This window comes from Selenomonas sp. AB3002, assembly GCF_000702545.1.
Taxonomy (GTDB): domain Bacteria; phylum Bacillota; class Negativicutes; order Selenomonadales; family Selenomonadaceae; genus Selenomonas_B; species Selenomonas_B ruminantium_A.
In genome coordinates this window covers 40,699-52,798 of the sequence record NZ_JNIO01000008.1, presented here as the reverse complement: position 1 = coordinate 52,798, position 12,100 = coordinate 40,699, and the positions used below count along the sequence as shown (strand labels likewise).

16 protein-coding genes and 1 other annotated feature are annotated in these 12,100 nt (G+C 53.0%); all 16 genes read right to left on the bottom strand.

Translation table 11 applies throughout. The features are described 5' to 3' along the window. Window positions 1–24: 24 nt before the first annotated feature. The 16 genes from P159_RS0107770 to P159_RS0107695 all read right to left on the bottom strand — a co-directional run bounded on the left by P159_RS0107770 (window position 25) and on the right by P159_RS0107695 (window position 12,097). Window positions 25–639: a phosphoribosylanthranilate isomerase gene (locus P159_RS0107770; RefSeq protein ID WP_029542952.1), complete on the bottom strand. Its 615-nt coding sequence runs from the start codon at window positions 637–639 to the stop codon at window positions 25–27. Window positions 640–752: 113 nt separating this feature from the next. Next, window positions 753–1,016: a binding site (T-box leader), on the bottom strand. 443 nt (window positions 1,017–1,459) lie between these two features. Next, complete coding sequence (locus P159_RS0107765) at window positions 1,460–1,888, bottom strand: hypothetical protein (RefSeq protein ID WP_185753666.1); 429 nt, start codon at window positions 1,886–1,888, stop codon at window positions 1,460–1,462. A gap of 247 nt (window positions 1,889–2,135) precedes the next feature. Then, on the bottom strand, window positions 2,136–2,753 hold the full coding sequence (locus tag P159_RS0107760) for a hypothetical protein (RefSeq protein WP_051650222.1): 618 nt from the start codon (window positions 2,751–2,753) through the stop codon (window positions 2,136–2,138). Between the two features lie 16 nt (window positions 2,754–2,769). Beyond that, a complete protein-coding gene (locus tag P159_RS0107755) occupies window positions 2,770–3,264 on the bottom strand; it encodes a peptidoglycan recognition family protein (protein WP_318253540.1) in 495 nt (164 codons plus the stop codon). Then, window positions 3,261–3,401, bottom strand: a complete 141-nt coding sequence (locus tag P159_RS20605; RefSeq protein ID WP_185753665.1) for a hypothetical protein — start codon at window positions 3,399–3,401, stop codon at window positions 3,261–3,263. The genes P159_RS0107755 and P159_RS20605 overlap by 4 nt, the downstream gene beginning before the upstream one ends. Further along, window positions 3,398–3,832: a phage holin family protein gene (locus tag P159_RS0107745; RefSeq protein WP_051650221.1), complete on the bottom strand. Its 435-nt coding sequence runs from the start codon at window positions 3,830–3,832 to the stop codon at window positions 3,398–3,400. Before P159_RS0107745 ends, P159_RS20605 begins: the two co-directional genes overlap by 4 nt. A gap of 1 nt (window position 3,833) precedes the next feature. Further along, entirely contained in the window at window positions 3,834–4,883 is a 1,050-nt protein-coding gene (locus P159_RS0107740) for an RNA-directed DNA polymerase (protein WP_029542871.1), read from the bottom strand. A gap of 322 nt (window positions 4,884–5,205) precedes the next feature. Beyond that, window positions 5,206–5,580 carry a diversity-generating retroelement protein Avd gene (gene avd / locus P159_RS0107735; protein ID WP_221174084.1) on the bottom strand — a complete coding sequence of 125 codons (375 nt, stop codon included), beginning with the start codon at window positions 5,578–5,580 and terminating at the stop codon, window positions 5,206–5,208. Between the two features lie 67 nt (window positions 5,581–5,647). Continuing rightward, window positions 5,648–7,048 (bottom strand): SUMF1/EgtB/PvdO family nonheme iron enzyme, encoded by a 1,401-nt coding sequence (locus P159_RS0107730; protein ID WP_029542948.1) that lies wholly within the window; start codon window positions 7,046–7,048, stop codon window positions 5,648–5,650. Next, complete coding sequence (locus P159_RS0107725; protein ID WP_029542947.1) at window positions 7,049–7,453, bottom strand: hypothetical protein; 405 nt, start codon at window positions 7,451–7,453, stop codon at window positions 7,049–7,051. It abuts the gene before it with no gap. Window positions 7,454–7,469: 16 nt separating this feature from the next. Further along, window positions 7,470–7,907, bottom strand: a complete 438-nt coding sequence (locus tag P159_RS0107720) for a hypothetical protein (RefSeq protein ID WP_029542945.1) — start codon at window positions 7,905–7,907, stop codon at window positions 7,470–7,472. 17 nt (window positions 7,908–7,924) lie between these two features. Next, a complete protein-coding gene (locus tag P159_RS0107715) occupies window positions 7,925–8,371 on the bottom strand; it encodes a phage tail protein (protein WP_029542943.1) in 447 nt (148 codons plus the stop codon). 13 nt (window positions 8,372–8,384) lie between these two features. Next, window positions 8,385–10,145 carry a phage tail protein I gene (locus tag P159_RS19325; RefSeq protein ID WP_051650234.1) on the bottom strand — a complete coding sequence of 587 codons (1,761 nt, stop codon included), beginning with the start codon at window positions 10,143–10,145 and terminating at the stop codon, window positions 8,385–8,387. Further along, window positions 10,138–11,256, bottom strand: a complete 1,119-nt coding sequence (locus P159_RS0107705) for a baseplate J/gp47 family protein (protein ID WP_029542941.1) — start codon at window positions 11,254–11,256, stop codon at window positions 10,138–10,140. Before P159_RS0107705 ends, P159_RS19325 begins: the two co-directional genes overlap by 8 nt. Continuing rightward, the gene (locus P159_RS0107700; RefSeq protein WP_221174085.1) at window positions 11,253–11,561 is read right to left on the bottom strand and encodes a GPW/gp25 family protein; all 309 of its coding nucleotides are present in this window, start codon (window positions 11,559–11,561) and stop codon (window positions 11,253–11,255) included. The genes P159_RS0107705 and P159_RS0107700 overlap by 4 nt, the downstream gene beginning before the upstream one ends. Then, window positions 11,558–12,097, bottom strand: a complete 540-nt coding sequence (locus tag P159_RS0107695; RefSeq protein ID WP_051650233.1) for a phage tail protein — start codon at window positions 12,095–12,097, stop codon at window positions 11,558–11,560. The genes P159_RS0107700 and P159_RS0107695 overlap by 4 nt, the downstream gene beginning before the upstream one ends. Window positions 12,098–12,100 lie beyond the last annotated feature (3 nt).

The following is a 12,100-nucleotide window of genomic DNA, read 5'->3' as shown; positions in this document are numbered from 1 at the left end:
TAGTGGTGGAAGGGGGAACGGCCTTCAGCCCCGCCATCGCTCTGCCTCCCGCAGGAAGGAAGTTATCAGCCTCACTGATTTCTCTCCCTGCTCCTCCAGGCTGCCGGACACATCCACGCCGTAGGGATGAAAGGTTTCCGCCACCTCGGAAAGATTCTCCTCAGAAATCCCCCCTGCCACCAGCAAGGGCTTCCCAAGGCTGGCCACCTCCCGGCTGGCTTCCTGCCAGGCGAAGGTCATGCCCGTGCCTCCCGCCTCACCTTTCACAAAGCTGTCCAGCAGTATGATTTCTGCCGGATAATGCCCGGCCTCATCAGCGTTGAAGTTATCTCCATAACGGTAAGCTTTGATGACCGGCCTTGCTACCCGTCTGGCATAAGCCTCATCTTCATGGCCATGCAGCTGTACGTAATCAAGGCTGCAGAACTCTGCAATCTCATTGACTTCGGATAAGGGAGCATCCACGAAGACGCCCACTCTCTTGCTATGCCTGATCCCGGTGGAAATCTCTTTCACAATCTCCGGCGCCACATAGCGGCGGCTGCCCTTGTAGAAGATAAAGCCCAAAAGATCAGCCCCGGCAGCTTCTGCCGCCAAGGCAGCCTCCTCTGTCTTCATCCCGCATATCTTGACTATCATCTCACAGCCTCCTCCCCCTTCCGTCAGCCCTGCGGGCTGCCACCTTCCCCGCAAGCGGGGCAGGCTAAGAGGAATTATAAAAAACAAAAGCCCCGGCAGGAAATATCTCTTCCTGCCGGGGCGAAATATCTTCGCGGTGCCACCCGATTCAAACCTAAAGAAAGGCTCCTCATTTCAGGCACGGAGAAAAGCTCGATGCCCTAGCCCTGTAACGGAGGCAGCCGTCCCAGCCTACTGGCATTTATGCAATGCTTTCGGTGAGCTCTCACAGAACCATTCATCAAACCTCGTCCATCGGGCCTCCCACCTCCGGAAAACCGGTCCCCGACTCGCTGAAGGACTGCAATCTGACTACTCTTTCTGCTCTACGATTTAAACGCTGTAAAGTTGTAACTCCAACTGATGGTCTTTATAATACCTGCCTTCACCCCTTTTGTCAAGGATTAATTTTTGTAAATAGATGTAGATTCTACAAAAACATTCGTCATCATGCACAACAACCAGCACTGACTGCCATCGCTCCATGGCCTGACAAGCATAAAAAAACCCCGCCAAACCATGTCTGACGGGATCTTGCAATATTCTCTTGTAAGCGGATTAACGCTTGGAGAACTGGGAGCTACTATTTTAATGGGATTATCGCCATTTTTGTAACTTGTGTGTAACTTTCTAGACTATTGATACTGTACGCCATTTATATATAGGAAGTTACTTCGCCACAGCCCACACTCCACACGCAATAGACAATATCTGCCATAGGGTCTTCTGCTGCCTAAGGCGTTTTTCGGTCTTTTCCCGGGCCTGCCGCTCTGCTTTGATTTCATCTGTCATACTTTGCAAATATAGATTCGCTGCTTCTAATGAGTTCTTCGCATTCATCTGCGAGGCCTGCAGCTCTGTCAATTGCTTCTGCAGCTTCTCCGATAGCTGCTTCTGCTCTGCCAGTTCCCTCTCTAGCTCCATCGTTTGCGATTGAGATACTGTGAGTGAGTTCCTGACTATGGTCAATTCGCCCCGCGAGGTCTGCAGCTGTTCCCTGGCTGTCTGCAGCTCTTTCGATAGCTTCATCAATAGCTCCTGCTGCTTCCTGCTGTTCTCTCTCAAGGTCTTGAATTCGCTCATTGACAGGGTCACTTGTTCCGGGATCTGTTCTGATGTCTCCGAACAATAGCCAAAGGGTGCCAGCCAGAGCAAGGATAACAAGCACAACAGCAAGGCCCGCCCCAATAAATTTAGTTTTCTCATTCAATTTCCTGCCTCCTTTTCGTAAAGAGTTCACGCAAAACGTAAATTCTCTTACCTTTTGGTGTTTACGTTTTACGTTATGCTCTTGACTTTTCGCCTAAATGCTCTTACTGGCTTTACTTTTCAGGTCAAGTAAGGGCACGATTTCCCGGTAAAAGTAAAGTGACACCTAAGCGACATTTTCTGTCACTTTAGAAAATCGCTGGAATGTGTCAAATTACTTTCACCGGCACCTTTGAAAGCGGCGTGGCTCAGCGTCCGAAAGGCCCCTCACCGTAGACGGGCACGCCGTAGGGCGTGGAGAGGTCTATGGCTGCCACGTACTGGAAGGTGTTTTCTGCCCTGTTGGCATAGCCTTCATAGCAGTTTCTGGGAATGCAGGCAGCCTGGGCATATTCATCACGGAACATATCCCGCAAGGTTTCCAGGCTCCTGATGTTATAGCCGCGTTCCTGCCGCCGCCGGATGAAGCGGGCCACCACGCTGGTGCTGGTAGGGCACCACATACCGGCGTAAATGATGCAGCGGCTATCGTCAAGGAAAACTATGCCCTGCAGTGTGTCTACATAATCCAGGCAGTCTTCCTGTAGTTTTTGCCGCTGTACCTCCTGCCCTGCTTCACTGCTGATAAGCTGAGCCAGCTCCTCCAGTTCGCCCGCCGTCGCAATGTCGCTATAGGATCTGTCCACGAATTTTTCCCCGCCGGGGATTCTGTCGAGAAGGTCATCCGCCCTGTCACCCTCCCACTGGCTGCAGCCCAGGGAGGGATAGTCTCCCCCCGTGCTGCAGCTGATAGCGTCGAAGCCGCCCTCTATGCCGGTCTCGATAAGTCCTTTTGCGATTTCTAAAGCTATTTCCTGCCGCGTCATTTAGTCTGTGCCTCCGTCACTGTACTGCGTAGTAGATTGCTTTGCCGATAATCAAATCAAGCATATTATAAAGATTGTCTCCGGGGCAGCTGGTGGCCATGAGGTCACGGTGTCCCACAATATGTCCCCTGTCGATAGGCAGGCCATAATCCGTGCAAAGGTTTGCCAGCAACATGGCCACGCTCTCAATCTGATCGCAGGTAGGCTTTGCTTCCATGAAATCCCCGGAAAGGTGTATGCCGATGGTGTGGGAATTCTCCCCGTAGGCATGCGCTCCTACCGTCCAATGTGGGCGGCCCTGTTCTATGGTGCCATTTTTGCGGATCACGTAATGGTAGCCGATTCCTGCCCAGCCCTGCTGGTTGATATGCCAGCCGTGAATCTGCTGGGCGCTTGCGTCGATATCATTGCGGCCCGTGTGGTGAATGACAATCATGTCTGTCTTATAGCGGGTTTCGAGGTCTCTCACGAATTCAAGCCCCGTGTCTATGACGTTCGCTCTTTCCATCATTCCCCTGCCTCCTTCTTTTTCTGGGCCTCCTGCTTAGCCTTGATTACCAGGTTATCGTCCTCCGGCTTTACCTGATTGTATTCCGGCACGGTTCTGGTTACATTCTGATTCTGTTCCTTGTTTTTGCTGTCGCTCATGGTTCTCTTTCCTCCTCATGCAGCTGCTTCAAAGATTCCTTGAGCTTTTCCGGCACGGGAACGCCTGCCTTGGCGGCGTTCTCTATGATGGAAAGGCCCTCATTGCCGAAATAAAACCACGTCACGATAAGGCTTATAATTTCCTGCCCCGTGGCTCTGTCAAGGAAATGAGCCAGGGAAACAAGGGCAAGTATCATGAGTTTCTTGCCTATGCCCTTAAAGCCAATCCTTGAATCAAGTTTCAAATGCGGGTTGATATACGCTGCCAGTACCCCGGTTAAGTAGTCTATGGCCATGGCCACCACCAGGGCCTCCAGTGAAGCGCTCCACCCGCCAAACAGATATGCTATTACCATTCCACATGCCCCCAGCAGGCTGCTGCCTGCAGCGTTTGCCCTTGTGGGCAGAACGCCAAAAATAAAGTCATACATATCATTCTTCCTTTCTCCTGAGCACAATGCCAAATTTCTCCCAGGCCTCCTGCTCAAGCCAGTCTTTCAAATTCGGCACGTCTGCCCGCTGGGCATGGCCGTACCATGAAGCTATTACCGATTGGATATGTTCCTGAGGATATGCGTCCCTGTGCTTAGCCAGGTATTCCATCCCTCTCCTCATGCGAGTTATGCACTTCTTGCGAAGCAGCAGCTTGTAAGGCCAAATCCTATAGCCCAGATAATCTATGCCCTGATTGATGGGAAAGACGGATGTTTTGCCATTGAGTTTCAGCAGCAGCCTTTCCTCAAGGTACACCCTGATTTCTCTCAGCCATTCATGGAGCTGGGCCTTGTCCGGGTGCAGCAATATGAAATCATCCATATAGCGCAGGTAGTGTTTGCACTTCAGCTCCTGCTTCACAAAGTGATCCAATTCATTGAGATAGATATTGCCGGACAGCTGACTGGTGAGATTCCCCAGGGGAACGCCCACGGCCCTGCCTTCTCCACTTACGGCGCTGTAGAGAATGATATGGAAAAGCCACTGAGTTTCCCTGTCCCATATCTTCTTCCTGATAAGCCCCTCCAAAATGGAGCAGTCTATGCTCTGGAAGTAATGATGGATATCACACTTTAGGGCGTAGACTTTGCCATGTTCGGCCTGCATCTTCCTTAGAAAATATACAAGCCTTTCCACGCCCTTATGTGTGCCCTTGTTATTCCTGCAGGCGTAGCTGTCAGAAATGAAGGTGCTGTCAAAGATTGGCTCTATGAGATTGCACAAGGCATGGTGTACCACTCTGTCACGGAATGGCGCTGCCAGCACCAGCCGTGTTTTAGGGTCATAAACATAAAACTCTCTGTATCTGCCAGGCTCATAAGTCTTGTAGATCAGAGAGTTTTGTATATCTATCAGGTTTTCTTCCAGGTGCTCTGTGAATTTCAGCACCTCCGGCCTGTACCTCTTGCATTTTCTTGCCTTCTGGTAGGCCAGCAGGAGATTCTGAAAGTCATAGATTTTAGGATATAGGTCGTTGTATGTTTTCATAGTTCTCCCAAATAAATAGCGCCCGCTTTTCGGTCTTTCTGCCTACTAAGCGGGGGCGTGATAACTTATTTTTGCTTTTTTCAAAACAAGGACGTATGCTCCTTTGTCTTAGTTCCGGGATTAGGGCCAGCATTGCCCTAAAACTTCTGACGTAAAGACAGAGCGGCGCGGAAGCCGATGTTAGCGTTGCGATTCGACGGCGCGTTGTTCAGGTTCAGGTAGAAGCCAGAACGGGCATTGCCGCCATTGTTCCAGTTGCCACCACGGATGGCCGCCCGGGAGCCGGGCCAGTGCGCAGATACAGCATACGCCCTACAAGATATTATGATTGTATGCTTTTCATCCAGCCGCCAATCATACGGCCTATCTCGTCTATCTTGCCTGATAATACCTCATAGGGATGATTCTTCAGGAAGCCTAATGTATGCCCCAGCCTTACCATGGCCCGCAAAGTATCCAGCTGTATGTCCACATCCCTCATGGTGGTCTTCTTCATATAGTGCTTATTGCAGGATATGATAAGCTCCATCAGTTCCAGGGCCACTCTTTTAGTCTCTGCTGCCAATACGAATTTCTCAGATTTCGGATACTGCCTGAGCACTACATACATATACCCAATCATATCCTCTGTCTTCGTCTGGATTTTAAGTCCTTTAAATCCGCTTTTAGCTGGTGCGTTGCTGTTGTTTTCTTCCAATTCAATTTCTCCTTTGAGGTCAAGGCCTCGCTACCGCGAGGCCATCAGATTATCAGGCTGACAGATTTCAGATAGACAAAGCGGCGCGGAAGCCGATGTAAGCGAGGCGATCCGACGGCGCGTCGTACAGGCTCAGGTAGAAGCCAGAACGGGCATTGCCGCCAACGTTCCAGTTGCCACCACGGATGGCCGCCCGGGAGCCTTTGCTCCTGATCCAGAAGCCGTCCTTCCATTCCTCAGTACCGACACCTACAGCCTTAGGAAGGGCAAGGGGTGCCAGGTCGGATTCAAACCGCATGGTGTTAATCTTGGCGTACTGGTAGGCATCGCCTGCAGGGTCACTATTATTCATCTGCGGGGAAATCTTAGTGAAGCCGTCTCCAGTGGAATGAGCGATGGCAGTGCTGCCATTTGCGCCACGGCTTACGGTGAGGGTGTTGCTCTCCACCGCCGTGACAACGGCCTGCTCAGTGCCCATCTGCAGGGTATCACCTACGGCAAAACCGTCATTGTCCGGGCCATTGACAAGGCCGGAGAAGGCGAAGGAGGTAGCAGAAGCAGAAATGTCTGCCGTGAGATAAGCGGTTGCGCCACCGGGGATTACACAGTAATCCGTAAGCTGGTAGACGGTAACATCATTTGCGTGGGTGGCTGCCGTGGAACTTTTTGCCCCACGGGTGCAGCCGGACAGCACAGCCGTGGTAGAGGTCTGCTTGTCGATGGCACCATAAGTGATGTACTCACTGCCGATAAGGATGAGGCCGGTTTCAGGCCATGCGTCGATATCTTCCACGGTGTCGAGGGTAATGGTGGTATCCACAGCCGTGATACCATCTGCATCGTTGATAAGGGCAGTTTTCTTGTGGGTGTAGATACCGTCGGTGATGTTGAAGTCCATCCACTCCCAGACATTGCCCACGATATCAAACACGCCCTTGCTGGTGCCGTCACAGCTCCAGGAGACAGGGCCGGTGCCGGTGAGTACGCGCCCGTCACAAGTCTTATCAGGTACGCCATAGTTACCCCAGGCGTTGCTGTCGCGGTAATCCTTGCCATAGTTGTTATTGCCGTGGATATCATGCCCCAGCAGCTTAGTCAGGAAGCAGACAGTTGCCCATTCCTTCATAGTGGGCAGGTGGCAGGCCACGCCGTTGATAAGGCGGGCAGCGCAGGCCGTCTTTGCCTCAGTCTGGTTGACATTTGCCCAGGGAATACGCCCCGGCAGGGATACGGGGATATTGGCATTATCGCCGGTCTGGTGAGAACACTGATACTTGTCGATGAAGAAGCCACCCAGGTTCAATGCCTCAGCAGGAAAAGCGCCGCCATCATAAGCCCCTGCCGGAATAGTGAATTTCGGAATATACACCATTTCCGTGGTGCCGCCATCGTCTGTCACAAAGGTAACATCACGCATGCCGGATGTAATCTGCTCACGAATTGCTTTCAGGGAAAGGTCTTTGATCATTTAGTTTTCCTCCTCATTGTCGTTCTCAGTTTCCACGGGGCCGGGGATAGGATAAAGCAGGATCCGCGTGTCAGACAGGTCAGGCCAAACAATTTCGGTTTTGGTGATTTCCTGCCCGCCGGCATCGCGCTGGCCGGTGGGAACATTCCTGGTGTCGATTTCCGGCACATAGATTTCTGCCAACATAAAGGGGTGATCCACGGTGTTATCCATGGAGAGGTCACCATTGTACTCGCAGAAAATGCGGGCAATGCCGCCCCAGTAGTCCCTGAGGTCAAAGCTCCGCCCCCTCACCCTGAGGTCGCCCAGGGTGAAATCATGGAGGTCAATAACGGAATGGTCTTTTTCATTCACGGAAAATTCCGCGTGGTTCATGTCAGGATTGATTACAACGATATCCAGCATTTCTATGCCTCCCTCATTAGTTCAAAATCTGATAACGGCCATTGCCCTTGTACCCGCCGGTGTTGTAGACGGTGAAGTAATAAGCGCCACGGGAAATATAGATATCTCCCAAATCGCCGCCGGTGCTTGCCGTGGCTGCCACATTGACAACATAATTCGTGTTGCCGATAGTATGGGAAACAGTAACGCCGGTGGTGCCATTGAAGGTGAAATCGCCCTGCTTGGAGGTCATTTCCAAAGCCTCGAAGCGGGCATTGAGGCTTGCCTTGCCGCCCCGGGCAGTCTGAATCTCATTCTTGATTTTGTCCTGCTCAGTCTTCAAGTACAGCGTGCGGCAGGCCAGGTCTTTGATGGCCTCATTCATCACGCCGTTAGCGCCGCCCAGCAAGGGATCTGTGGTCTCAAGCTGGTATACGCCGTTTTTCCACGTTGCAGATTCTGCTACATAAGCCATTTACTCTTCCTCCTGTGTCAGAAATAGATTTCCCAGTATCCAGTAATCTGGATATCGTCTTCCTTGCCGATGGTGGACTTTCTCACCCGGCGGGAAAAGAGAGTGCCATCACCAAAGAACAGGCCAAACTCACGGATTGCCAGCCCGTTGGCCACGTTGGTGCCTATCACAAAGTTGAATTTTACTTTGTTGTTGGCATATTCCACAGAAGACACATTGACTTTCACCGTATTGGTAAGGCCCGTATCTCCTGAAGCTGCCGCCGCTGAGCCGGTACCCACGCCCACCTGGGTGATGTGTCCCGTGTACCCGCCCCCCAGCATGCGGGCCAGCTTGGCACGGCCCGCCGCCACAATGAGGTTGTGGTCATCGTCTGCAAGGATAAGTTTCCCCGCCTTGTAGACTTCCAAATGCACCGCCCCACGCATTTCCTGCATGGTGTCGGCAAATCCCAGATTGTTCATCCTTTGCCTCCTTCTATGCTGCTATGTACTTGTAATCGCAGACAGCGCCGCCCCAGCCGGTGATATGCTTGCCATCTGCCTTGATGGTGCCATCTGCATTAAATCTGGCATTGTAAATCTGTGCCGGGAAGGTGCTGCCGTTGGCCCTGTAGGCCCCGTCTGCCCTTCTGGCCCCTGCCGCGTTGGCCAAATACCTGCCGTTGGCCACAAGTCCCATCCCCACGGTGATGGAGATGGCGTCTTCCATGGCAAAAGCCATCATAGAGCCATCTGCCCTGCTGGTGCCGTCAGCATAGATGGTGCCGTTATTGTCTGCCAGCCCTACGGCGTGGGCAAGGCTCAGGCTGTCTTCCATCATGTGCCCGCTGGCCTTATGGCTGCCGTTGGCCACGGCCTGCCCGTCTGCCAGGGTGCCAGTGTCCACGGTGTCCATGTGAGGTGTGACCACGTTGGTTGAATTTCTTTCGGTGGTGCTGCAGGTTTCTGCCGCCACTTCCTCAGTTGTCAGAACTATCCTGCTGCTGAGGTTTTCATCACTGTTGGCGCGGGCATTGATAGCCACAGCCGTGGGTTTCTCCGCCCCGTTGGCCTTATACTGCCCATTGGCCAGCTTCGGTTTCCGGGGTTCGCTGGTGAGGCCGTCAAAGGCATCTGCCAGCATAAGGCCTCCGGCGTAGTGGCTGCCATCTGCCGTGATAGGTTTCCCGGGATAGAAAGCACCGTCTGCATAGAACAGTTTCACCAGCCCTACTTCTTCAGCCTCATGGGTGGATAATGTTCCCCCGGATGTTTCAGTGACGTTATCGGTGTCGCTGATAGCCAGCGCCGTGGTATCCGTGAAGGCCTCTGCAATGGGGTTGTCCCAGCCTGCTGTGAAGGTGCCATCTGCCTTGAATCTGCCATCTGCCCAGATGTTTATTCTGTAGAGGTCAGACAGGAAGAGATTCACCAAATCCACGAAAACTTCCATGCCTACAGAGTTGGCATAGATAAGCCCCGTATGGTTCCAGCACTTGGCGTAAATGCTGCCATCCGCCTGGTATTCGCCATTGGCGATATTCGGCCACACCTGCTGGGGATTTTGCTCCCCTGGTGCTGCCCCGTTGGCCCTGATGGTTCCATTGGCCGTGTAGGCGCCATCACAGAAGGCTGCCCCATGCTCCCCGCCTGCCAGATAGGCACCGTTTGCGAACCTGCCCACCCATGGGTAACGTTCGATAAAGCCGGTTTCTTCCAGCAGGGCCAGCAGGTCGCTGGCAGTGAGTTCGTCCTTCAATACCAGCAGATAGCGCAAAGCATCCAGCCAGGAACGTTCGTTCTTGGCGCTGTTGATGGCCGCCAGTATGTTGGCCTGTTCCTCCGGGTCAGTGATTACGTCTGAGATAGTCACCCGGAAATAGCCGGGGCTGCCGCCGTATTCATACCACTCTTCCACCCAGGATTCCACGAAAGCCGCTGCCAGCACTTTTTCCACGGCTGCAGGGGTGCCCTTGATACGGTGCCAGGCTATGGATTCACGGATAAGCCGCCGTTTGGTGTCTATATCCATGCCCAAGGGCCTGTAGAAATCTACATGCCATTGCCAGGCCAGCAGGTCAAGGACACGCTCCGGCAGTTCATCAATCCTGCTTATGAGCAGGTTTTCTTTGATGTCTGCCGTGACGGCCTGCAGTTCTGCATCCAACGCGCTGGCCGCCGCTTCAATCTGAGGATCCCCCCTGATACTTTCAGGGAGGATTTCCAGAAGGCTCAGGGTCTTAAACTCTTTAACCATCTTCCAATCCTCCAAAGTTCACCGTGATGGTGTTTTCTATGGCCACCTCACTGGCAGCCACGGCGGCAAAGACAGGCTCAGTAATCACAGCCCGCTTTGCTCCTGCCGCCCTCACCCTGTAATAGAGTTCCGTGGGGTTGATATCCCGCCCCAGGTGCTCTTTCTGCCAGGCTACGAATTCAGAGACAGCACTTTGCACAGCAGCCTGTATGGCCACGGCGCTGGTGGCATCGTCTGAATCTATGTAGTAGGTGAGGGTGACATTATAGCTTTTCACCGTGGGGGCCAAAACGCTCACCTGGTCGGTGAGAGGCCTCACGGTTCTGGCATTCAAGGTATTGCTGACTAAGGTCAGCATTTCCGCCCCCGGCAGCTGCCCGCCCTCCAGCAGAGGATAAACATTCACCTCACATGGGTTAGGAGAAATCACTGCCACATCTGAGATAAGGGCTGAGGCCGTCTTTGTCCAAAAGATATAGGCCCCCTTGCTCCCAGCGCAGGAATAACTTTCTGGGGCCTGCTGGATTCGCAGACGGTATGAATCATCCGTCTCCACATCAGCCCCGCCTGCCGTGGCGGTGAGGTTGGTCACACTGGCCACAAATGGCAGGGGGTCAACCATTTTGGTCAGCTCCCCTACGGCGTAGCTGTTGCCCTGTGTTCCCTTAATGGTACAGGTGGCCGCCACATCCCCCGTGGTCTGCCCGGCAGCTATGGAAAGTGCCTCTGTGGTGGCGAAATATACGCCATCCCCAGCCGTAACGCGGTTCCCTATAGGAATGAGTGTGGCCTGCTCCCGTGCTGCCGAAAGGGTATACCTGAGGGTTGTATTGGCGGCAGTTGCCTGCAGCCGTTCACAGCCCACCAGTATGCCGATATGGTCAAGATAATCCCCCACAGCGTAGGCCAGCAGGTTCATCTTTGCCGATTGGTCTATGATTTCCCGCTGCTGGATAATGACGGATTCAAGCCCCAGTAGGAAAAGCCTCAGAGGGTCAGCCCTTGCCAGCTTCCTGCCCAGGATTCCTTCTGCTATGGTTATGACATTGGATTCAATGTCTGCAGGGTCTCTATCCGCAAAGGACAGGTCTGCTAAATTTTGTAGGTTCATTGTATCTTTATCCTCACTGTAGGCTGCAGGGTGCCGTCCATTTCCTTGCCCTCATAGGCCACAGATACAACTTTGGCCCGCGGCTCGTACTTGCTGACTGCAGCCACGATTTCGCCGGTGATTTTCGCCTGAGCCGCTGCAATGGGCAAGTCTATGACTTCACCGTTAATGCCAAATTCTCTGTCCATGGGCACGGTTTTCTTGAGGGTGTTGATGATGGTGCGCACGTTCTGCAGAATCTCTTCATACTCTGAGGCAGGAACAAAGTTGATGTCCTTCATTTCTGCCGTCACATCGATTATCAAGCGCCCTCACCTCCTCCCATAAGGGGCACATATTCCTTGAGTGTTACATCAACCTCTGAGACGATTACCCGCCCCATGTTATCCACGGATACCAGGGATTCACCCACGCTTTCGATTACCCACATATTGGCTCCCACGGTCTGATTGCCAATAATCAAATACATGGCCTCGCCCTTCTCGCACAGTTCCCTGAGCTGCTGGGCCTGCGCTGTAGGATCCACGCCCCAGCTGGTGGAAAAACGCATGGTGAAGGTTATTTCCTCCCCATCCGGGCCGAGGTATTCAAGCAAAGGTTTCTGGCCGTTGATTTCATGTGTGCCAAAGCGGGCTTTGGTGGTGCGCTTGAGGCCATCGAAGGTGATAACCTCGCGGCTGGATACCTGAAAGACGATATCTCCCAGGCTACCCAGGGGCATGGACAGGCCAAAGGAAGATAGTTTTCCCATCACCTGGGAAAGCACCCCCTGGGCCATGTTGTTCAAGCTCCGTTGCAGTCCTTTGGCGTAGCTTCCCGCCACGTTAGAAAGAAATGACATTCC

What these genes read in the sequence shown, in the direction of transcription:
- P159_RS0107770 (WP_029542952.1), bottom strand. Translation starts at nt 639, where the DNA reads ATGATAGTCAAGATATGCGGGATGAAGACAGAGGAGGCTGCCTTGGCG.
- P159_RS0107760 (WP_051650222.1), bottom strand. Translation starts at nt 2,753, where the DNA reads ATGACGCGGCAGGAAATAGCTTTAGAAATCGCAAAAGGACTTATCGAG.
- P159_RS0107755 (WP_318253540.1), bottom strand. Translation starts at nt 3,264, where the DNA reads ATGATGGAAAGAGCGAACGTCATAGACACGGGGCTTGAATTCGTGAGA.
- P159_RS20605 (WP_185753665.1), bottom strand. Translation starts at nt 3,401, where the DNA reads ATGAGCGACAGCAAAAACAAGGAACAGAATCAGAATGTAACCAGAACC.
- P159_RS0107745 (WP_051650221.1), bottom strand. Translation starts at nt 3,832, where the DNA reads ATGTATGACTTTATTTTTGGCGTTCTGCCCACAAGGGCAAACGCTGCA.
- P159_RS0107740 (WP_029542871.1), bottom strand. Translation starts at nt 4,883, where the DNA reads ATGAAAACATACAACGACCTATATCCTAAAATCTATGACTTTCAGAAT.
- P159_RS0107730 (WP_029542948.1), bottom strand. Translation starts at nt 7,048, where the DNA reads ATGATCAAAGACCTTTCCCTGAAAGCAATTCGTGAGCAGATTACATCC.
- P159_RS0107725 (WP_029542947.1), bottom strand. Translation starts at nt 7,453, where the DNA reads ATGCTGGATATCGTTGTAATCAATCCTGACATGAACCACGCGGAATTT.
- P159_RS0107720 (WP_029542945.1), bottom strand. Translation starts at nt 7,907, where the DNA reads ATGGCTTATGTAGCAGAATCTGCAACGTGGAAAAACGGCGTATACCAG.
- P159_RS0107715 (WP_029542943.1), bottom strand. Translation starts at nt 8,371, where the DNA reads ATGAACAATCTGGGATTTGCCGACACCATGCAGGAAATGCGTGGGGCG.
- P159_RS19325 (WP_051650234.1), bottom strand. Translation starts at nt 10,145, where the DNA reads ATGGTTAAAGAGTTTAAGACCCTGAGCCTTCTGGAAATCCTCCCTGAA.
- P159_RS0107705 (WP_029542941.1), bottom strand. Translation starts at nt 11,256, where the DNA reads ATGAACCTACAAAATTTAGCAGACCTGTCCTTTGCGGATAGAGACCCT.
- P159_RS0107695 (WP_051650233.1), bottom strand. Translation starts at nt 12,097, where the DNA reads ATGTCATTTCTTTCTAACGTGGCGGGAAGCTACGCCAAAGGACTGCAA.